The 19478-nt window shown below is 72.1% G+C and carries 13 protein-coding genes; 12 read left to right on the forward strand and 1 reads right to left on the reverse strand.

The window, feature by feature from the left end:
- The first annotated feature begins 153 nt into the window (after window positions 1–153).
- The 4 genes from ABZ441_RS03715 (at window position 154) to meaB (ending at window position 7788) form a co-directional block, all read left to right on the forward strand.
- Window positions 154–2538, forward strand: a complete 2385-nt coding sequence (locus tag ABZ441_RS03715; RefSeq protein WP_358967860.1) for an excinuclease ABC subunit UvrA — start codon at window positions 154–156, stop codon at window positions 2536–2538.
- A 164-nt stretch (window positions 2539–2702) separates the two neighbouring features.
- On the forward strand, window positions 2703–4559 hold the full coding sequence (gene mutA / locus ABZ441_RS03720) for a methylmalonyl-CoA mutase small subunit (RefSeq protein WP_358967862.1): 1857 nt from the start codon (window positions 2703–2705) through the stop codon (window positions 4557–4559).
- Window positions 4559–6787, forward strand: a complete 2229-nt coding sequence (scpA, locus tag ABZ441_RS03725; RefSeq protein ID WP_358967865.1) for a methylmalonyl-CoA mutase — start codon at window positions 4559–4561, stop codon at window positions 6785–6787. The genes mutA and scpA overlap by 1 nt, the downstream gene beginning before the upstream one ends.
- Before the next feature lie 11 nt (window positions 6788–6798).
- The gene (meaB, locus tag ABZ441_RS03730) at window positions 6799–7788 is read left to right on the forward strand and encodes a methylmalonyl Co-A mutase-associated GTPase MeaB (protein WP_358967867.1); all 990 of its coding nucleotides are present in this window, start codon (window positions 6799–6801) and stop codon (window positions 7786–7788) included.
- Between the two features lie 34 nt (window positions 7789–7822).
- Here meaB and pgm read toward each other — a convergent pair whose 3' ends face one another.
- On the reverse strand, window positions 7823–9469 hold the full coding sequence (gene pgm, locus ABZ441_RS03735; protein ID WP_358967870.1) for a phosphoglucomutase (alpha-D-glucose-1,6-bisphosphate-dependent): 1647 nt from the start codon (window positions 9467–9469) through the stop codon (window positions 7823–7825).
- Between the two features lie 618 nt (window positions 9470–10087).
- On the opposite strand from pgm, the gene ABZ441_RS03740 reads away from it, so the two are divergent.
- The 8 genes from ABZ441_RS03740 to ABZ441_RS03775 all read left to right on the forward strand — a co-directional run bounded on the left by ABZ441_RS03740 (window position 10088) and on the right by ABZ441_RS03775 (window position 19461).
- Window positions 10088–11263, forward strand: coding sequence for a glycosyltransferase family 4 protein (locus ABZ441_RS03740; protein ID WP_358967873.1), 1176 nt, complete (start codon window positions 10088–10090; stop codon window positions 11261–11263).
- Window positions 11260–12750 carry a sugar transferase gene (locus tag ABZ441_RS03745; protein WP_358967876.1) on the forward strand — a complete coding sequence of 497 codons (1491 nt, stop codon included), beginning with the start codon at window positions 11260–11262 and terminating at the stop codon, window positions 12748–12750. The genes ABZ441_RS03740 and ABZ441_RS03745 overlap by 4 nt, the downstream gene beginning before the upstream one ends.
- Before the next feature lie 3 nt (window positions 12751–12753).
- Window positions 12754–14115, forward strand: a complete 1362-nt coding sequence (locus ABZ441_RS03750) for an O-antigen ligase family protein (RefSeq protein WP_358967879.1) — start codon at window positions 12754–12756, stop codon at window positions 14113–14115.
- 83 nt (window positions 14116–14198) lie between these two features.
- Entirely contained in the window at window positions 14199–15728 is a 1530-nt protein-coding gene (locus ABZ441_RS03755) for a lipid II flippase MurJ (RefSeq protein WP_358968195.1), read from the forward strand.
- Window positions 15718–16488 (forward strand): polysaccharide deacetylase family protein, encoded by a 771-nt coding sequence (locus ABZ441_RS03760; protein WP_358967882.1) that lies wholly within the window; start codon window positions 15718–15720, stop codon window positions 16486–16488. Before ABZ441_RS03755 ends, ABZ441_RS03760 begins: the two co-directional genes overlap by 11 nt.
- Window positions 16485–17636: a glycosyltransferase gene (locus ABZ441_RS03765; RefSeq protein WP_358967885.1), complete on the forward strand. Its 1152-nt coding sequence runs from the start codon at window positions 16485–16487 to the stop codon at window positions 17634–17636. The genes ABZ441_RS03760 and ABZ441_RS03765 overlap by 4 nt, the downstream gene beginning before the upstream one ends.
- Window positions 17633–18301, forward strand: coding sequence for a lipopolysaccharide biosynthesis protein (locus ABZ441_RS03770; RefSeq protein WP_358967888.1), 669 nt, complete (start codon window positions 17633–17635; stop codon window positions 18299–18301). The genes ABZ441_RS03765 and ABZ441_RS03770 overlap by 4 nt, the downstream gene beginning before the upstream one ends.
- The gene (locus ABZ441_RS03775) at window positions 18298–19461 is read left to right on the forward strand and encodes a GNAT family N-acetyltransferase (protein WP_358967890.1); all 1164 of its coding nucleotides are present in this window, start codon (window positions 18298–18300) and stop codon (window positions 19459–19461) included. The genes ABZ441_RS03770 and ABZ441_RS03775 overlap by 4 nt, the downstream gene beginning before the upstream one ends.
- Window positions 19462–19478 lie beyond the last annotated feature (17 nt).

Consider the following 19478-nt stretch of genomic DNA (forward strand, 5'->3'; position numbering starts at 1 on the left):
GTACGGAGATCAACGACGTCGGGCCGGCGCAGGGTGATTGCGCCCCGGAGGGCACCGCTGGTCTGCTGAACGACGATCGTCTCCGCGAGCGCGCGGGCGACGCCGACGGCGACCGCACAGGCGGCCCCGTGAACGGATGGAGAGACGACGAGCATGACCACGAAGCCGGACACGCGGTCGACCGCGCCGCATGTTTCCGACAGCCACGACCTGATCCGCGTGCACGGTGCGCGCGTCAACAACCTCAAGGACGTCAGTGTCGAGATCCCGAAGCGCCGGCTGACGGTGTTCACCGGCGTCTCGGGCTCGGGCAAGAGTTCGCTGGTGTTCAGCACCATCGCGGCGGAGTCGCAGCGGATGATCAACGAGACCTACAGCGCCTTCGTCCAGGGCTTCATGCCGACCCTGGCCCGCCCCGAGGTCGACGTGCTCGAGGGGCTCACGACCGCGATCATCGTCGACCAGCAGCGGCTGGGCGCCGACCCGCGCTCCACGGTCGGTACCGTCACCGACGCCAACGCGATGCTGCGCATCCTCTTCTCCCGCCTCGGCACACCGCACATCGGGCCGCCCGGGGCGTACGCCTTCAACGTCCCGTCGGTCAGGGCCAGCGGGGCGATCACCGTCGAGCGGGGCGACAGGAAGACGGTGAAGGCGACTTTCAACCGCACCGGTGGCATGTGCACCCGCTGCGAGGGCCGGGGCACGGTCTCCGACATCGACCTGACGCAGCTCTACGACGCCTCCAAATCGCTCGCCGAGGGCGCTTTCACCATTCCCGGGTGGAAGTCGGACAGTTTCTGGACCGTGCGGGTCTACGCCGAGTCCGGCCTGCTCGACCCGGACAAGCCGATCAGCGAGTTCACCGAGCAGGAGATGCGGGACTTCCTCCACCGGGAGCCGACCAAGGTCAAGGTCGAGGGCGTCAACCTGACCTACGAGGGACTGATCCCCAAGATCCAGAAGTCGTTCCTGTCCAAGGACAAGGAGGCGATGCAGCCGCACATCCGGGCGTTCGTGGAGCGGGCGGTCACCTTCACCACCTGCCCGGACTGCGGAGGCACCCGGCTCAGTGAGGGCGCACGGTCCTCGAAGATCAAGCGGATCAGCATCGCGGACGCCTGCGCGATGCAGATCAGCGATCTGGCGACCTGGGCAGGCGGCCTCGACGAGCCGTCGGTGGCACCACTGCTCGCCGCGCTGCGCCACAGCCTCGACTCCTTCGTGGAGATCGGCCTCGGCTACCTGTCGCTCGACCGGCCGTCGGGCACCCTCTCGGGCGGCGAGGCGCAGCGCGTCAAGATGATCCGCCACCTCGGTTCCTCGCTCACCGACGTCACCTATGTCTTCGACGAGCCCACCATCGGACTGCACCCCCACGACATCGAGCGGATGAACAGGCTGCTGCTGCGGCTGCGGGACAAGGGGAACACCGTGCTCGTGGTGGAACACAAGCCGGAGACGATCGTGATCGCCGACCACATCGTCGATCTCGGCCCCGGCGCGGGCTCCGCGGGCGGCACCGTCTGTTTCGAGGGCACCGTCGAGGGGCTGCGGGCGGGCGACACCGTCACCGGCCGTCATTTCGACGACCGGGCGTCCCTCAAGGAGGCGGTACGCGAACCCACCGGCACGCTGGAGATCCGCGGCGCCGACACGCACAACCTGCGGGATGTCGACGTCGACATCCCGCTCGGGGTACTCACCGTCGTCACCGGTGTCGCCGGTTCGGGCAAGAGCTCCCTGGTGCACGGGTCGATCCCTCCGGGCGAGAACGTGGTGTCGGTCGACCAGGGTGCGATCCGCGGCTCACGGCGCAGCAACCCCGCGACGTACACCGGGCTGCTCGACCCGATCCGCAAGGCGTTCGCGAAGGCCAACGGAGTGAAGCCGGCGCTGTTCAGCGCGAACTCCGAGGGAGCCTGTCCGGAGTGCAACGGTGCCGGCGTGGTCTACACCGACCTCGGGATGATGGCCGGCGTCACCACGACGTGCGAGGAGTGTGAGGGCAAGCGGTTCCAGCCGGCGGTGCTGAAGTACCGCTTCGGCGGCCGCGACATCAGCGAGGTGCTCGGGATGTCCGTGACCGAGGCACAGGAGTTCTTCGGCGAAGGCGAGGCGCGCACACCCGCCGCGCACCGCGTCCTCGGCCGGCTCGTCGACGTGGGGCTCGGCTATGTCAGCCTGGGGCAGCCGCTCACCACGCTGTCGGGGGGCGAGCGGCAGCGGCTCAAGCTGGCCACCCACATGGCCGACAAGGGCGGTGTCTACGTCCTCGACGAGCCGACCGCCGGCCTCCACCTCGCTGACGTCCGGCAGTTGCTCGGCCTGCTCGACCGGCTCGTCGACTCGGGCAAGTCGGTCGTCGTCGTCGAGCACCACCAGGCGGTCATGGCGCACGCCGACTGGATCATCGACCTCGGTCCCGGTGCGGGTCACGACGGGGGCACGGTCGTCTTCGAGGGCACCCCTGCCGGCCTCGTGGCCGGCCGCTCCACCCTCACGGGCGAGCATCTCGCGGCCTACGTCGGCGCCTGAGCGAGGCGGCCCGACGCCAACGGCCCTGCCGGGCGTCGGGCTTCGCCTCCGGCACCGGTGAAGGACAAGGCCCCTCCACCCAGGGGATTCCGCTCATTTCGGAGAGTGCAAGGTCACAGCCGGTGGCCCTGCTGCTCGTCAGAGTGCTGACCTAGCATCTGACCATGACGGTCCAGCCTGCTGACGGGCTTTCCCCGGCCACCGAGTTCCCCGCTCCTTCCCACGACCAGTGGCAGAGCCTCGTAGAAGGCGTACTGCGCAGGTCGGGCAAGGACGTGACGGGCACGGACGCCGAGGAGGCGCTGTCCACCGCGCTCGGGGACGGGCTCACAGTCCGCCCTCTGTACACCTCCGCCGACGCGACGGCGGACCCGGGTCTGCCCGGCTTCGCGCCCTTCACCCGGGGAAGCAGGGCCACGGGGAACACCACGGACGGCTGGGACGTGCGTCAGCACCACCAGCTGGCCGATCCCGTGCGCCTGAACGAGGCCGTACTCGGGGACCTGGAGAACGGCGTCACATCGCTCTGGCTCGCCGTCGGCGGGCCCGGCGGGGTTCCGGTCTCCGGCCTCGACCGTGCGCTCCAGGGTGTCCATCTCGACCTCGCGCCCGTCGCGCTCGACGCGGGCGCCGATCCCGGTCCCGCCGTCCGGGAGTTGCTCGGGCTCTACGCGGCCCGGGGAGTCGCCAAGTCGGCCGTGCGGGGCAGCCTCGGAGTGGATCCACTCGGTCAGGCCGCACGCACGGGCACGGAGCCGGAGACGGCGGACGCCGTCCACTGGGCGCGGCTGTGCTCCCGCGAGTACCCCGGGCTGCGTGCCCTGGCCGTGGACGCACTGCCGTACCACGAGGCGGGGGGCTCCGCCGCCGAGGAGCTCGGGCTCTCGCTGGCCACCGGTGTCGCCTATCTGCGAGCGCTGACGGCTGCGGGCCTCTCCGTCGAGGATGCCTGTGCACAGCTGGAGTTCAGGTACGCGGCGACCGCCGACCAGTTCCTGACGATCGCGAAGCTGCGCGCGGCACGGCGGCTGTGGGCCCGTGTCGCCGAGGTCTGCGGGGCCCCGGACGCCGGGGCGCAGCGGCAGCACGCCGTGACCTCGCCGGTGATGATGACGCGCCGCGATCCATGGGTGAACATGCTGCGGACGACGCTGGCCTGTCTGGGCGCTGGTGTCGGGGGCGCCGAAGCGGTCACCGTACTGCCGTTCGATCACGCACTGGGCCTGCCGGACGCGTTCGCCCGGCGGATCGCCCGCAACACCTCGACGATCCTCGTGGAGGAGTCGCATCTGGCCCGGGTGACGGACCCCGCGGGCGGTTCCTGGTACGTCGAGCGGCTGACCCACGAACTCGCCGCGGCGGCCTGGGCGTTCTTCCAGGAGGTGGAGCGGGCGGGCGGTCAGGCCGCCGCCCTTCGCTCCGGCATGGTCCAGGAACGGCTCGCGGACACCTGGGCGGCCCGGAGCAGGGATCTGGCGCGGCGCAAGGAGCCGGTGACCGGGGTCAGTGAATTCCCGACCCTCGACGAGCGGCCGGTGGAGCGCGAGCCCGCGCCCGCCGCGCCGTCGGGCGGCGGGCTGCCCAGGGTCCGGCGTGACGGGGCGTTCGAGGTGCTGCGGGCCCGGTCGGACGCGCACCTGGCGGCCACGGGGAGCCGGCCCAAGGTGTTCCTGGCGGCGCTGGGGCCTGCCTCGGTGCACACCGCGCGGGCCTCCTTCGCGGCGAACCTCTTCCTGTCGGGTGGCATCGAGCCGGTCCACGAGCCGGTTTCCGTGGACGCGTCGACCGCTGCCGCGGCCTTCGAGGCCAGCGGGGCGGCGATCGCCTGCCTGTGCTCGACGGACACGCTCTACGCCGAACTGGCCGACGACGTCGCCTCCGCCCTCAGGGCAGCCGGCGCGGACCGGATCTTCCTCGCGGGGCGGCCGGGCGAGTACGCCGGCGCGGACGTCCACGTGTTCGCCGGCTGCGATGTGGTCGCCGTCCTCTCCTCCGAACTCGACCGCATGGGAGTGGCGTGATGCAGAACCCCGAGACAACCGCCGGGACCCCCGTACCCAACTTCTCCGACGTCCCGCTGACCGGGGGCGCCTCCACCGAGGTCTCCGAGGAACAGTGGCACGCCGCGGTGAAGGAGTCGGGCGGCAGGTCCGAGGACGAGCTGCTCTGGGAGACCCCGGAGGGCATCGAGGTCAAGCCGCTGTACACCGGGCGCGACCTGGAGGGGCTCGACTTCCTGGGGACCTACCCGGGCATCGCGCCGTATCTACGCGGTCCGTACCCGACGATGTACGTCAACCAGCCCTGGACGATCCGTCAGTACGCGGGTTTCTCCACGGCGGAGGAGTCCAACGCCTTCTACCGGCGCAACCTCGCCGCCGGGCAGAAGGGTCTGTCCATCGCGTTCGACCTGCCCACCCACCGCGGCTACGACAGCGACCACCCCAGGGTGACCGGCGACGTCGGCATGGCGGGCGTGGCGATCGACTCGATCTACGACATGCGTCAGCTCTTCGACGGCATCCCGCTGGACAGGATGTCGGTGTCGATGACGATGAACGGCGCGGTGCTGCCGGTCCTCGCGCTCTACATCGTGGCCGCCGAGGAACAGGGCGTGGCACCCGAGAAGCTGGCCGGGACCATTCAGAACGACATCCTCAAGGAGTTCATGGTCCGCAACACCTACATCTATCCGCCCGGCCCCTCGATGCGGATCATCTCCGACATCTTCGCGTTCACCTCGCAGAAGATGCCGCGCTACAACTCGATCTCGATCTCCGGCTACCACATCCAGGAGGCCGGCGCGACGGCCGACCTGGAGCTGGCGTACACGCTGGCCGACGGGGTGGAGTACCTGCGGGCGGGTCAGGCCGCCGGCCTGGACGTGGACGCGTTCGCCCCGCGCCTCTCGTTCTTCTGGGCGATCGGCATGAACTTCTTCATGGAGATCGCGAAGCTCCGGGCGGCGCGGCTGCTGTGGGCGAGGCTGGTCAAGGAGTTCGGTCCGAAGAACGCCAAGTCGCTCTCCCTGCGCACCCATTCGCAGACGTCCGGCTGGTCGCTGACGGCACAGGACGTGTTCAACAACGTGACGCGCACCTGTGTCGAGGCGATGGCCGCGACCCAGGGCCACACCCAGTCACTCCACACCAACGCACTCGACGAGGCACTGGCCCTGCCGACGGACTTCTCGGCGCGGATCGCCCGCAACACCCAGCTGCTGCTCCAGCAGGAGTCCGGCACCTGCCGGGTCATCGACCCGTGGGGCGGAAGCGCGTACGTCGAGAGGCTGACGCACGATCTGGCGCAGCGGGCCTGGGAGCACATCGAGGAGGTCGAGGCGGCCGGCGGTATGGCCAAGGCCATCGACGCGGGCATCCCGAAGCTCCGGATCGAGGAGGCCGCGGCGCGTACGCAGGCCCGGATCGACGCCGGGCGCCAGCCCGTCATCGGCGTGAACAAGTACCGCGTGGAGACCGACGAGAAGATCGACGTGCTCAAGGTCGACAACTCCTCGGTACGCGCCCGGCAGCTCGAGAAGCTGCGCCGGCTGCGCGAGGAGCGCGACGAGGCGGCCTGCCAGGACGCGCTGGCCGCACTGACCGCCGCGGCGGAGCGGGACCCCGGGCCGGGGCTCGAGGGCAACCTGCTGGCGCTGGCCGTCGACGCCGCCAGGGCGATGGCCACGGTCGGGGAGATCTCGGACGCTCTGGAGAAGGTGTACGGCAGGCACGCGGGGCAGATCCGTACGATCTCCGGGGTGTACCGAAAAGAGGCAGGAGAGTCTCCGTCCGTGGACCGCACCCGTACGCTCGTCGATGACTTCGAGGAGGCGGAGGGGCGGCGTCCGCGCATCCTCGTCGCCAAGATGGGCCAGGACGGGCACGACCGCGGCCAGAAGGTGATCGCGACGGCCTTCGCCGACCTCGGATTCGACGTCGACGTCGGCCCCCTGTTCCAGACGCCGGGCGAGGTCGCACGGCAGGCGGTCGAGGCGGACGTGCACATCGTGGGCGTCTCCTCGCTCGCCGCCGGCCACCTCACGCTCGTACCCGCGCTGCGGGAGGAGCTGGCGGCCGAGGGCCGGGAGGACATCATGATCGTGGTGGGCGGGGTGATCCCGCCGCAGGACATCGACGCGCTGCACGAGGCCGGTGCGGCCGCGGTGTTCCCGCCGGGCACGGTGATCCCGGACGCCGCCCACGACCTGGTCACGCGGCTCGGCGCCGCACTCGGCCACGAGCTGTGAGCCGCTGACGGATGGCGCGCGACATCGACACCGACGCTTACGTCAAAGGTGTGCTCGAAGGGAAGCGGGCGTTCGTGGCCCGCGCGATCACTCTCGTCGAGTCGACCCGGCCCGATCACCGGGAGCAGGCGCAGCGGTTGCTGAGCGAGCTGCTGCCCCACTCGGGGCGGGCCCGGCGTATCGGTATCAGCGGGGTGCCGGGGGTGGGCAAGTCCACGTTCATCGACGCGCTGGGCACCCTGTTGACGGGCCTGGGGCACCGGGTCGCGGTGCTGGCCGTGGACCCGTCGTCCAGCCGGACCGGCGGTTCCATCCTGGGTGACAAGACCCGGATGGAGCGGCTGGCGGTGGACCCACGGGCGTTCGTACGCCCCTCCCCCACCGCGGGGACGCTCGGCGGGGTGGCCAAGGCGACCCGCGAGTCCGTCGTGGTCATGGAAGCGGCGGGCTACGACGTGGTGCTGGTGGAGACGGTGGGGGTGGGGCAGTCGGAGACGGCGGTCGCCAACATGGTCGACACCTTCCTGCTGCTCACCCTGGCCCGTACGGGCGACCAGCTGCAGGGCATCAAGAAGGGCGTCCTGGAGCTGGCCGACGCGATCGCGGTCAACAAGGCCGACGGCCCGCACGAACGCGACGCCCGTGCGGCGGCGCGCGAACTGGCCGGCGCTCTGCGGCTGATGCACCCCGTGGACGCGGCCTGGACTCCACCGGTGCTGACGTGCAGCGCCAGGGAATCGACGGGACTGGACGCACTGTGGGAGCGGCTGGAGCAGCACCGTACGCTCCTCGAGTCCACCGGACGGCTGGCCGCCAAGCGCCGCGAGCAGCAGGTGGACTGGACCTGGGCGATGGTCCGCGACGAACTGCTGGACAGCCTGCGTGGCCACCCGGCGGTGCGCGCGCTCACTCCGGAGCTCGAACAGCACGTCCGTGAAGGCGAGTTGACGGCGACGCTGGCCGCCGAGCGGATCCTGCGGGCGTTCCGCGGCGAAGGCTGAGGGCGGGCGGGCCGTGGCCCGCCCGCCCTGCGGGTCAGCCCGTGGCACCCAACGCGTCGGAGACCAGGGCCCGGGCCTCGTCCTGGACCCTGGCCAGGTGTTCGGCGCCCTGGAAGCTTTCCGCGTACACCTTGTAGACGTCCTCCGTGCCGGAGGGGCGGGCGGCGAACCAGGCGCTGTCGGTGCAGACCTTCAGACCTCCGACGGCCGCGCCGTTGCCCGGCGCCTCGGTGAGCACGGCGGTGATCGGCTCACCGGCCAGGGTGTCCGCGGTGACCTGCTCCGGGGAGAGTTCGGCCAGCACCGCCTTCTGCTCGCGGGTGGCCGGTGCGTCGATGCGGGCGTAGGCCGGATCACCGAACCGGGCGGTGAGTTCGCCGTAGTGCTGGGAGGGGGTGGAGCCGGTGACGGCCGTGATCTCGGAGGCGAGCAGGGCGAGGAGGATGCCGTCCTTGTCCGTGGTCCACACCCGGCCGTCGCGGCGAAGGAACGATGCTCCGGCGGACTCCTCGCCGCCGAAACCCAGGGTGCCGCCGAACAGCCCGTCGACGAACCACTTGAAGCCGACCGGGACCTCCACCAGCTGCCGTCCGAGGTCTGCGGCGACCCGGTCGATCATGGAGGAGGAGACCAGGGTCTTGCCGATGCCGGCGCCCGCCGGCCAGTTCTCGCGGTGCGAGTAGAGGTAGCGGATGGCCACGGCCAGATAGTGGTTGGGGTTCATCAGCCCGCCGTCGGGCGTGACGATGCCGTGCCGGTCGGCGTCGGCGTCGTTGCCGGTGGCGATGGTGTACGCGTCGCGCCGTTCGATCAGGGAGGCCATGGCGTAGGGCGAGGAGCAGTCCATGCGGATCTTCCCGTCCCAGTCCAGCGTCATGAAGCGCCAGGTGGGGTCGGCGAGCGGATTGACCACCGTGAGGTCGAGCCGGTGCCGCTCGGCGATCCGCCCCCAGTACGCGACCGAGGCGCCGCCGAGGGGGTCTGCGCCGATGCGGACCCCGGCGTCGCGTACGGCGTCCAGGTCCAGGACCGCCGGGAGATCATCGACGTAGCCGGTCAGGAAGTCGTGCCGCCCGGTGGTGTCGGAGGCGAGGGCACGGGCGTAGGGGATCCGCCGGACCTCTTTCAGGCCGCTCTCGATCAGGGCGTTGGCCCGGTCCTGGATCCAGGAGGTGGCGTCCGACCCGGCCGGCCCGCCGTGGGGCGGGTTGTACTTGAACCCGCCGTCGGCGGGCGGGTTGTGCGAGGGCGTGACCACGATCCCGTCGGCGAGACCGCCGGTGCGGTCCCGGTTGTGGGCCAGGATCGCGTGCGAGACGGCCGGGGTGGGGGTGTAGCCGTCGTCGCTGTCGATCAGGACGGTGGCACCGTTGGCCGCCAGAACCTCCACGGCCGTGATCCGGGCGGGTTCGGACAGTGCGTGGGTGTCCGCGCCGAGGAAGAGGGGCCCGTCCGTCCCCTGCCGCTCCCGGTAGTCGCAGATCGCCTGGGTGGTGGCGGCGATGTGGTCCTCGGTGAACGCCGCCGCGAAGGCCGAACCGCGGTGCCCCGAGGTGCCGAAGGCCACCCGCTGGCCGGGCTCGGCCGGGTCGGGGTGGGCCGTGTAATAGGCCGTCACCAGCCGTGCCACGTCCACCAGGTCTCCCGGCTGCGCCGGCTGCCCGGCCCGTTCGTGAACCATCGCTTCTCCTCTGTCCTCATCGGCCGTTCGCGGACCGCCACAGGGCGGACGATCATCACGAGTTGTACCCGATAGTGCCTCTTCGACCGCCCTTGCGGGTGCGCGGCCCGGACCGGCAGTACATCGGGCGCGCGGCGGATCCCGGGGTCGTTTCGCCACGGTTGGCCGATTCGCACGGAAAGGGTGCGCCGGGACGACGGGGCCGGCGAATGACGCGCCGGGCATCCGGAACACGGGAAGTCAAAATCCCGGATGCCAACTCGACGGAAATGGATACCCATTTCGTCGGGCACATCCGGGGACCTCGGGACACGTTCCCCGACCCACCCCCGGGATACGCCCCGAATGGGAGCAGGGGCGCACGGCACGCCATCATGCGACACACCGGCAGACAAAGGGAGTCATGCTCGTCTGACACGCCGCAGAATTCGAGGAAACCTCGATCGGCGGCCCGGCCGAGGGTAATTCACCGGGACACGAGCGCGAGTAGGCGTGTTTTCGTACGCACGGTCTGCGACAGTTCAGTTCGGTTTCACCCACTTGATCTCCGCCGCCATATTCAACGCCGCCGGTGTTTACCGGAACCGGTCTTCGGGGGCATGCGAAAGAGAGCCGTGTGTGCTGCAGAAGAGTTTCACCGACGGAAGTCGCCTGACGGTCCTTCACCTGGTCCAGCCGGTGGAGGGGGGAGTCGCACGGGTCGTGACCGATCTCGTCGCGGCGCAGGTGCGGGCGGGGCTGCGGCCCGTCGTCGCCTGCCCGCCGGACGGGCCTCTGGCGGCGGGGGCCCGCACCGCCGGAGCGCGGGTGTGCGCCTGGCCGGCGGAGCGTTCCCCCGGTCCGCGACTGGCACGGGAAGTCCTCACGGCGGGCCGTCTGATCCGCGCGTGCGCTCCCGATGTCGTTCACGCCCACAGCTCCAAGGCGGGGCTCGCCGGGCGCCTGGCCGTGCGCGGCCGGGTTCCCACGGTCTTCCAGCCGCACGCCTGGTCGTTCGAGGCCCTGGAGGGCAGGGCGGCCGGGCCGGCGATGGCGTGGGAGCGGTTCGCGGCGCGGTGGAGCGACCGCATCCTCTGTGTCAGTGAGTCGGAGCGCCTGACAGGGCAGCGTGCGGGCATCACAGCACGCTGGTCGGTGGTCCACAACGGCATCGACCTCGGCCGCTTCCGGCCCGCGTGCGAGGATGCCGCCGCGTCGGTCCGGGCCTCCCTCCCGCTGCCGGGCGGATGCCCGCCCGGCGAGCCGCTCGTGGTGTGCGTCGGCCGTCTGAGTCGGCAGAAGGGCCAGGACGTGCTGCTGCGAGCGTGGCGGAAGGCGGCGGTGGGCGGTGCCCGGCTGGTTCTGGTCGGCGACGGACCGTACGGGGAGGAGCTGCGGCGCGCCGCGCCCCCCGGGGTGCTGTTCGCGGGGGCCCGCACGGATGTGGGGCCCTGGCTCCAAGCAGCGGACCTGCTGGTCCTGCCTTCACGCTGGGAGGGGATGGCGCTGGCCCCCCTCGAGGCCATGGCCTGCGGCACACCCGTACTGCTGACCGATGTCAACGGGGCCAGGGAAAGCCTCCCGCCGGGACAGCTGTCCCACTGTCTCGTGCCTCCGGACGACCCCACGGCCCTTGCGGCTGCGCTGAGCGCCCTGCTGGACGATCCGGCGCTGCGGGCCGAGCTGGGCCGCACCGCGCAGGTCCGCACCCGGTCGGTCTTCGACGTGACGAAGACCGCCGCATCGGTCCTGTGCCTCTACGAGGAACTTGTCGGCATGTCCCGCCCCACGACGAGGAAGCGCACCGAGCGATGACGACGGAGAGTGCACCTGCCCCCCGAGCCGCCCAGGCGACCGCCGTACGGCGTGCCGCTGACGTGATCCGCCCGCCGCGCAGCGGCAGGGACGGCACCCAGGTACCCCGGACCGCACGAGGAGTGCCGCGTCGGCGGCCACCGGTGGCGCTGATGGCCTGCGACGTACTCGCGCTCGGTCTGGCCGTGGCGCTGGCCGGCCCCGGGTCGTGGCCACCGGTCGCCCTCCTCCTGCTGCCGGCTGTCCAGTTGCTCCTGAACGCCTACCGGGGCCTCTACACGACCGGGCTCTCCCCCTCGGCCCTGGCGGAACTGCCCGCGCTGGCCGGACTGGCCGCGGTGCAGTGGTACGCCGTCGCCGAGGCGGTGAGCGCGTACGGCCCGCGCCATGCCATGGGGTGGGCGGCGCTCGGCTGCGCGGCCGGCGTCCAGGCCGTGGCGAGCTGCGGCGCACGCGCCTTCGTCCACCGGTTCCGGATGTGGTCGGCCGCACGCGATCCGCAGTCCACCCTGGTGATCGGCGACGGCCAGGTCGCGGGCCGTGTCGTCGCCGTCCTGCAGGAGCACACGCGCTACGGGATGCGGCCGGTCGGCCGAGTGGTGAGCTCCGGCACGGACTCGGAACAGGCCGAGACGTCGCCGCCGGGACACGTGCCGCTGCCCGTGCTCGCTTCGGTGCGGGACGCCGCACGGGCGGTCGTCCAGAACTCCGTGCGGCACGCCGTCTTCACGGCTCCGCCCGAGGCCACGCCTGACGGGGCGGAGCTCTTCGCACTGTTCGCGGGGTACGGCTGCCGCATGTGGCTGATCACCGATCAGGAAGCGGTCACAGACTGCAGGACCGCGCCCCGCCCGGACCACGTATGGGGATTCGCGGCACACCCGCTGCGTCCCCGGCCGCAGCGGCCGGTGGCTCACCGCGTGAAGCGGACGATGGACGCCGTCCTCGCCGCGGTCGCCCTGGTCGTGGCCTCCCCGGTGATGGCCGCCTGCGCACTCGCCGTACGCGTGTGCGACGGTCCGGGCGTCGTCTTCCGGCAGGAGAGGATCGGCGAGCACGGACGGCCGTTCGTGCTGCTGAAGTTCCGCACCCTGCGCCCGGGCGACGCCCACGAGTCGGCCACCCGGTGGAACGTCTCGTCGGACCGGCGCATGAGCCGCGTCGGCCGGGCGCTGCGCAGGACTTCCCTCGACGAGCTTCCTCAGCTCTGGAACGTCGTACGCGGCGACATGAGCCTGGTCGGACCGCGCCCCGAACGCCCCTACTTCGTCGCACAGTTCAGCCGTATGCACCCCGGCTACCGGTCCCGGCACCGGATGCCCGTGGGCATTACGGGACTGGCCCAGGTGCACGGACTGCGTGGTGACACCTCGATCGAGGACCGGGCGCGCTTCGACAACCGGTACATCGAGACGTGGTCGCTGTGGCAGGACATGTGTGTGCTGGCGCGCACGGCCGGCTCGGTGTTCCGGCTCGGAGGCAGCTGAGCCGTGACACTCACCGTGACCGCGGCGCCCGCCGTACCGGTCGGCCGGGAGAAGGAGCCCCCTCGCGGATGGCTCCACCGATGGCCGTTGCTGCCTTTGATCGCGACGGTCCTGCTCGTCGGGGTACCGGCAGACGGCACGGGTGCCTGGACCGTGCTCGGCGTACCGGCCGCCGATCTCCTGTCGGGGGCGGCCGTGCTCGCCTGCGCGGGCCACCTGTTGTTCCTGCGCCGACGCCCGCTCACTCCTGCGGCGGCGGCCGTGCTGGGGCTGCCGGCCGTGGGACTCGCCCTGGCCACGGTCACCGCCGCGGACCCGGTGGCGGCGCTGCCGGGGTTCGTGCGGTATCTGCAGATCTTCGTCCTGGTACCGGCCGCCGTCCTCCTCCTGGTCAGGGACGCCCAGGGTTTCCGGGCCGTCGCCGGCGCGCTGGTCCTGCTCGCGGCGGTCCAGGGCGCGACGGGTGTCCACCAGTACGTCACCGGGTCAGGCGCCTCCTACATGGGGGAGGACATCCGTGCGGTCGGTACGTTCGGCCCGGGTGATGTGATGGGCATGGCGACGGTCGTCGGCTACGGTCTGGTCGCGGCCGCCGCGTACGCGCTCCGCCCCCCGCTCGGCACACCTCGTCGGCTGAAGCCGTGGGCTCCCCTGACCGCCGTGCTGCTGGTCGTCCCGCTGACGCTGTCCTTCAGCCGGGGAGCGTGGATCGCGACGGCGGCCGGAGTGCTCGCGGTGATCGCGCTGACCGGGCTCCGGCAGGCCGTCCGCGCGCTGGCGGTGCTGGGCGCGGCAGGAGTCGTGCTGGTCGGCGGGGTCGGCGTCGGCTCCGAGATGATCGCGCAGCGGCTCACCAGCATCACGGAGGTGACCAGTGCCCCCGACCGGTCGGTCAACGACCGCTACACCATGTGGGCGGCCGCCGTGGGAATGTGGCGCGAGGAGCCCGCGACCGGAGTCGGTCTCAAGGGCTTTCCGGCGCACCGGGACGGGCACGCGTCGATCGGGCTCTCGGCCGGGAGCGACACGGCGGGGGCGGGACAGGAGTTCCGCAGGCAACCGCTGCTCTCCCCCCACAACATGTACCTGCTGGTACTCGCCGAACAGGGCCTCATCGGCTTCATCGCGCTGGTGGGCTCCTGGGCGGCGCTCCTGGTGGGCGGGGTGCGCAGGCTGGTGCTCGCACGCGCCCGGGGGTCCGCGGCCGTCGACTGCGGTCTGGCCGCCGTGGGGCTGATGACCTGGCAGACCGTCGACTTCCTGTACGCGGACATCGGCGGCCCCTCCACCGTGCTCACCGGGATCGTGCTCGGCCTCGCCGCCTGGTGGGCGCTGGCCGGACCGGAGAGGACGAGCGCCGGGTGAGCGGGACCGCCACGGATCCGGCCGCGGAGCCGACGACCGCCGTAGCTTCCGCGCCGGAGGCTCCGGAGCGGTCCGGTGGCTTCCTGGCCAGGGCGGCCGGCGGAGCCGCGGTACTGACGGTGATCGCCGCCCTGCTGGGACTCGCCCGGGACCAGGCCATCGCCCGGTTGTTCGGGGCCAGCCATGCCAGCGACGCCTTCCTCATCGCATGGACGGTGCCGGAGATGGCGGCCACCCTGCTGATCGAGGACGGCATGGCGCTGCTGCTGGTTCCGGCGTTCAGCCTGGCGCTGACGCAGCGGACCGCGGGCGGCCACGCGACCGATCCGGTCCGCGCCCTGGTGGCCGACACCTTCCCCCGGCTGTTCGCCTCACTGGCCTGCGCGGGCGGGCTGCTGGTCTGGGGCGCCCCGTGGGCCGTCGGCGTCCTGGCTCCCGGACTGGACGATCCCCGGCTCGCGGTGGACTGCACGCGTCTGACGGCCGTCACCGTGCTCACCTTCGGTATCACGGGGTACTTCAGTGCGGCGCTGCGGGCGCACAGCCGGTTCCTGGCCCCGGCCGGCGTGTACATCGCGTACAACGTCGGCATCATCGGCATGACCCTGGCGCTGCACTCCGTCTGGGGTGTGCGCGCCGCGGCCGCGGGGGTCGCCGTCGGCAGCCTGCTGATGGTCCTCACCCTGCTGCCCACGTTCCTGCGGCTGGTGCCGGGGCCGGGCGGGAAGCCGGCGGCGCGGGAGCGGGGTCCGGCGCTCTTCGGCGCCACGGTCCTGGCACCGGTCGTGCTGTTCGTGGTGAGCCGTCAGTCACAGGTCCTCGTCGAGCGTTTCTTCGCCTCGTCGCTGCCGGACGGGGCGATCTCCCACCTCAACTACGCGCAGAAGGTCGCGCAGCTGCCGATGGTGCTGTCCATGATGATCTGCACGGTGACCTTCCCCGTCGTGGCGCGGGCCATGGCTGCCGGGGACCGGGAGGGTGCCCGGCGGCGGGTCGAGCGTGACCTCGCGCTGGCCGGGGCGGTGGTGCTGCTGGGCACGGCGACGGTGCTCGGCTGCGCACCCCTGATCGTCGAAGTCCTTTTCCAGCGCGGCGCGTTCGATGCCGCGGACACCACCGCCACGGCCGGTGTCATGCGGGTCTACGCGCTCGGTCTGCTCGGCCACACACTGGTGGGCGCCCTGTGCAGGCCGTTCTTCTCGGCCGGTCGTCCCACCTGGTACCCGCTCGGCGCGATGTGCTGCGGCCTGCTGGTCACCACCGCGGCCGCGCTGCTCCTGACCGGCCCCTTCGGTGTGGACGGCATCGCGGCGGCCAATGCCGTCGGCATCAGCACGGCCGCCGTACTGATGCTCGTGGGGCTGGGCTCGCGAGCCGTCGCCGTACGGCCCGGAGCCGTCGCCCTCTCCCTCGCCAGGCCGGCGGCGGCGGCGGCGGTCGCCGCGGCCGCCGGCGCGCTGGCCACCCGGCTGGTGCCGGGACCGGTGCAGGGCCTGGCGGCCGGCTGCCTCGTCGTACCCACGGCATTCCTTCTCACCGGGTTCCTGCTCCGGGCCCCGGAAGCCGTTCATCTGCTGGCACTCATCCGACAGAGGTTCTCCCATGGCCGCTGACACCTCGGCACCCCGTGCCCGTACGCTCCCCCTCCGGTCCCGGCCGTGGATCCTGACCTATCACTCGGTGAGCGATCCCACGGACGATCCCTACGGCATCACCGTCTCCGCCGACCGCCTGGACGAGCAGCTGACCTGGCTGCGGCGACGGGGGCTGACCGGCGTGGGCGTCGCGGCGCTCCTGGGTGGGCGGTCCGCCGGGAAGCGGGGACTGGTCGGACTCACCTTCGACGACGGGTACGCGGATTTCGTCGACGAGGCGCTCCCGGTGCTGCTCGCCCACGGCTGCACCGCGACGGTGTTCGTCCTGCCCGGCCGTCCCGGTGGCTCCAACGCCTGGGATCCGCTCGGACCGCGCCGGCCGCTGCTGACCGAGGAGGGCGTCCGTACCGCCGCCGCCGCGGGGATGGAGGTCGGCTCGCACGGGATGCTCCACCAGGATCTGACGACGCTGTCCGACGACGATCTGCGCCGGGAGACCCACGGCAGCCGGGACGCGCTGCGCCGCATCGCCGGTGATACGCCTTCCGGCTTCTGCTACCCGTACGGCACGGTCGACCGGCGGGTGGCCGAATCCGTACGGGATGCGGGCTACGCCTACGGCTGCGCGCTCTCTCCCGGCGCCCTTTCAGGGCCGTTCGCCCTCCCCCGTACGCACGTCAGCCACGCGGACCGGGGCGCGCGCCTGCGGGCGAAGGAGGTTCGGCACCGGCTGCGGTACCGCTCGGCCGGTACCGCGGTTCCGGGTGAGGCCGGGTGAAGGCACTGCACGTCATCACCGGACTCGGCATCGGCGGTGCCGAGCAGCAGTTGCGGCTGCTGCTGCGTCACCTCCCGGTGCGCTGCGACGTCGTGACGCTCACCAACGCGGGGGCGGTCGCCGAGGGGCTGCGCGCGGACGGCGTCCGTGTCAGGGACCTGGGAATGCGGAGCAACAGGGACCTCGGTGCGGTGCCCCGGCTGGCCCGTCTCATCCGCCGGGGTTCGTACGACCTCGTGCACACGCACCTCTACCGGGCGTGTGTCTACGGCCGGATCGCCGCGCGCCTCGCCGGTACCACCGTCGTGTCGACGGAGCATTCCCTGGGGCGCGCGGAGATCGAGGGTCGCCCCCTCACCCGTGGCACCCGGGAGCTCTACCTGCGCACCGAGCGGCTCGGGGCGGCGACGGTCGCCGTGTCCGACACCGTCGCGGGCAGGCTTCGCGACTGGGGTGTGCCGGCCTCCCGGATCCACACCGTGCCCAACGGCATCGACGCGGCCGCCTTCCGCTTCGACCCCCTGCGACGGCGCGCCACACGGGCCCTGCTCGGTCTTCCCGACGCGGCCTTCGTGGTGGGCGGCGTGGGAAGGATGGTCCCCGGCAAGCGTTTCGGCCTGCTGATCCGCGCCATCGCCTCCCTTCCCGGCGCCCGGCTCGTGCTGGCCGGGGACGGCCCGGAGGCCGGGGCCCTGCGCGCGCTGGCCGCCCGGCTCGGTGTGACCGGCCGTGTCACCTTCCTCGGCGAGTGCGGCACCACGGATGCCGCTCCCGGCATCCCCGCGGTGCTCAGCGCGGTCGACGCCTTCGTCTCGGTGTCCCGCGAGGAGTCCTTCGGTCTCGCCGTCGTGGAGGCCCTGGCCGCGGGGCTCCCCGTGGTGCACGCGGCCTGCCCCGCCGTCGAGGACCTCCCCGGCGGCCACGTACCCGGTACCACCCGTATCGGAGGTGCCGACGGCTCCGCCGATCCCACGGACGAGCTCACGGCCGCGCTGCGGCACCGCATGGAGAGCGGTGCCCGCAGGCTGCCGCCGCCCTCCGCCGTGGACCACTACGACATCAGGCTCAGCAGCCGTCGCCTCGTGGACGTCTACGCGCAGGCCGTCGGCACCGCACCCGTCCCTCCGACCGAGAGAGCACACCCATGACCGAGTCTCCCCAGCAGCGGCGGGCCGTCCCCGGACGGTTCCGCCGGCTCCGCCCCGCATTCGTACGGCCCAGCTGGTGGCCGCTGCCGGCCTGCGTCCTGCTCGGAGCCGCCGGCGGATTCTCCTACGGCATGCTCGCCCAGCCCGAGTACGCGGCCACCAGCTACGCCGTGGTCACCGCAGGGAAGGACGTCGATCCGGCCGCCGCACTGGGCTACGCGCAGTCGTACGGCCGCCTGGCCACCAGCGACGCCACCCTGGCCTACGCCAAGGGGGCGGCCGGGGAGCCCGTGCGTGAACTGCGCACGCACGTACGGTCCGAGACATCCCCGGACTCGCCCATGATCGCGGTCACGGGCACGTCGACCGACCGGGACCGGGCCGCGGACATCGCGAACGCGGTGACCGAGGCGGTGGTCGTCAGCAGCGGACACGTGGCCAAGGACACCGGGGTCAAGCTGATCAAGTTCTCGCACGCCGTGCCGCCGGCCGACCCCGTGTCCCCCTCCGCGCCGCTCGGCACGGCCGTGGGCGCCGGCGCCGGCGGGCTGGTCGGCGGGCTGGTCCTGCTCGTCCGCCCCCGTCCCGGACGCCGGGGCGTCACAGTTCAGGTACCGGGACCCGCGCAGGGCGGCACCACCGACGAAAGGGAGCTCGTCCGATGAACACCGACCGTCATGGGCGGCTCGACGTCACCCTCTGCCGCGACCTGTCGGACTTCGCCGACCTCGCCGGGGAGTGGGGTGAACTGCATCGCAGCTGCCCCACCGCCACGCCCTTCCAGAGCCATGCGTGGCTCCACTCCTGGTGGCTCTCCTACGGCACCCCCGGCCGGCTCCGCGTCGTACTGGCACGCCGGGCAGGACGTCTGATCGGCGCGGTCCCGCTGATGCTCGTGCACCGTCCGATGCCTCTGCTGGTCCCGATGGGCGGCGCCATCTCCGACTTCTTCGACATCCTGGTGGACGGCGAGGACAGCCGGGCGGCCGTCACGGCGCTGGAGCACGGGCTCCGGCGGGCGGCCGCGCACACGGTCGTGGACCTGCGGGAGGTACGGCCCGACGCCTCGGCGCACCTGCTGTTCGAGGCGTGGTCCGGGGCCCGGAGCAGCCGCACCGACTCGACCTGCATGGAACTGCCCGCAGAGCCGATCGACGCCCTCGTCGGACGGATGCCCGGTTCGCGTGCCCAGCGGACGCGGGCCAAGCTGCGCAGGATCGACGCGCTGGGCATCGAGTGCCGCACGGCCTCCGTCCACCGGGTGTCGGTCGCGATCGGGAACCTGCTGCGGCTCCACGAGCTCCAGTGGCTCGGCAGAGGGGTGAACCCGGAGCACCTGCGGCCACGCTTCTGCGCGCATCTGGTGCGCTCCGCCCGCCGGATGGTGCGCGACGGCGAGGCCTCGGTCAGGGAGTTCGTGCTCGACGGGGAGGTGGTGGCCGCCGACCTGTCGTTCCGGTCCGCGCACCTGACCGGGGGGTACCTCTACGGCGCCGACCCCCGGCTCCGGGAGAGGAAGGTGGATGTCTCGTCGATGCTGCTGCGTGAGATCGCGCGGGAGACGGAGGGCCTGGACGGCGGCGTGCTCAGTCTGCTGCGCGGATCGGAGCAGTACAAGAACCACTGGGGTCCCGTTCCGGTCGTCAATCAGCGTCTGCTGCTGGCCCGTTCCTCGCTGGAGCCGCTGCTGCGGCTGCGCGAGACGCAACTGACCGTGCGGGACCGGGCTGCGGAGTCGGTGAAGTCGCGCATTCCCGCCGCGCGGGACTGGCGGGGGCGGCTGAGCGAGCTCCCGGACCGGCTGGCGTTCATCGGCCGGAGTTGACCCGGGATGATGACTTT

This window comes from Streptomyces sp. NPDC005752 (assembly GCF_040630715.1).
Classification (GTDB): Bacteria; Actinomycetota; Actinomycetes; order Streptomycetales; family Streptomycetaceae; genus Streptomyces.

What these genes read in the sequence shown, in the direction of transcription:
- scpA (WP_358967865.1), top strand. Translation starts at nt 4,559, where the DNA reads ATGCAGAACCCCGAGACAACCGCCGGGACCCCCGTACCCAACTTCTCC.
- ABZ441_RS03715 (WP_358967860.1), top strand. Translation starts at nt 154, where the DNA reads ATGACCACGAAGCCGGACACGCGGTCGACCGCGCCGCATGTTTCCGAC.
- ABZ441_RS03775 (WP_358967890.1), top strand. Translation starts at nt 18,298, where the DNA reads ATGAACACCGACCGTCATGGGCGGCTCGACGTCACCCTCTGCCGCGAC.
- mutA (WP_358967862.1), top strand. Translation starts at nt 2,703, where the DNA reads ATGACGGTCCAGCCTGCTGACGGGCTTTCCCCGGCCACCGAGTTCCCC.
- meaB (WP_358967867.1), top strand. Translation starts at nt 6,799, where the DNA reads ATGGCGCGCGACATCGACACCGACGCTTACGTCAAAGGTGTGCTCGAA.
- pgm (WP_358967870.1), bottom strand. Translation starts at nt 9,469, where the DNA reads ATGGTTCACGAACGGGCCGGGCAGCCGGCGCAGCCGGGAGACCTGGTG.
- ABZ441_RS03770 (WP_358967888.1), top strand. Translation starts at nt 17,633, where the DNA reads ATGACCGAGTCTCCCCAGCAGCGGCGGGCCGTCCCCGGACGGTTCCGC.
- ABZ441_RS03745 (WP_358967876.1), top strand. Translation starts at nt 11,260, where the DNA reads ATGACGACGGAGAGTGCACCTGCCCCCCGAGCCGCCCAGGCGACCGCC.
- ABZ441_RS03760 (WP_358967882.1), top strand. Translation starts at nt 15,718, where the DNA reads ATGGCCGCTGACACCTCGGCACCCCGTGCCCGTACGCTCCCCCTCCGG.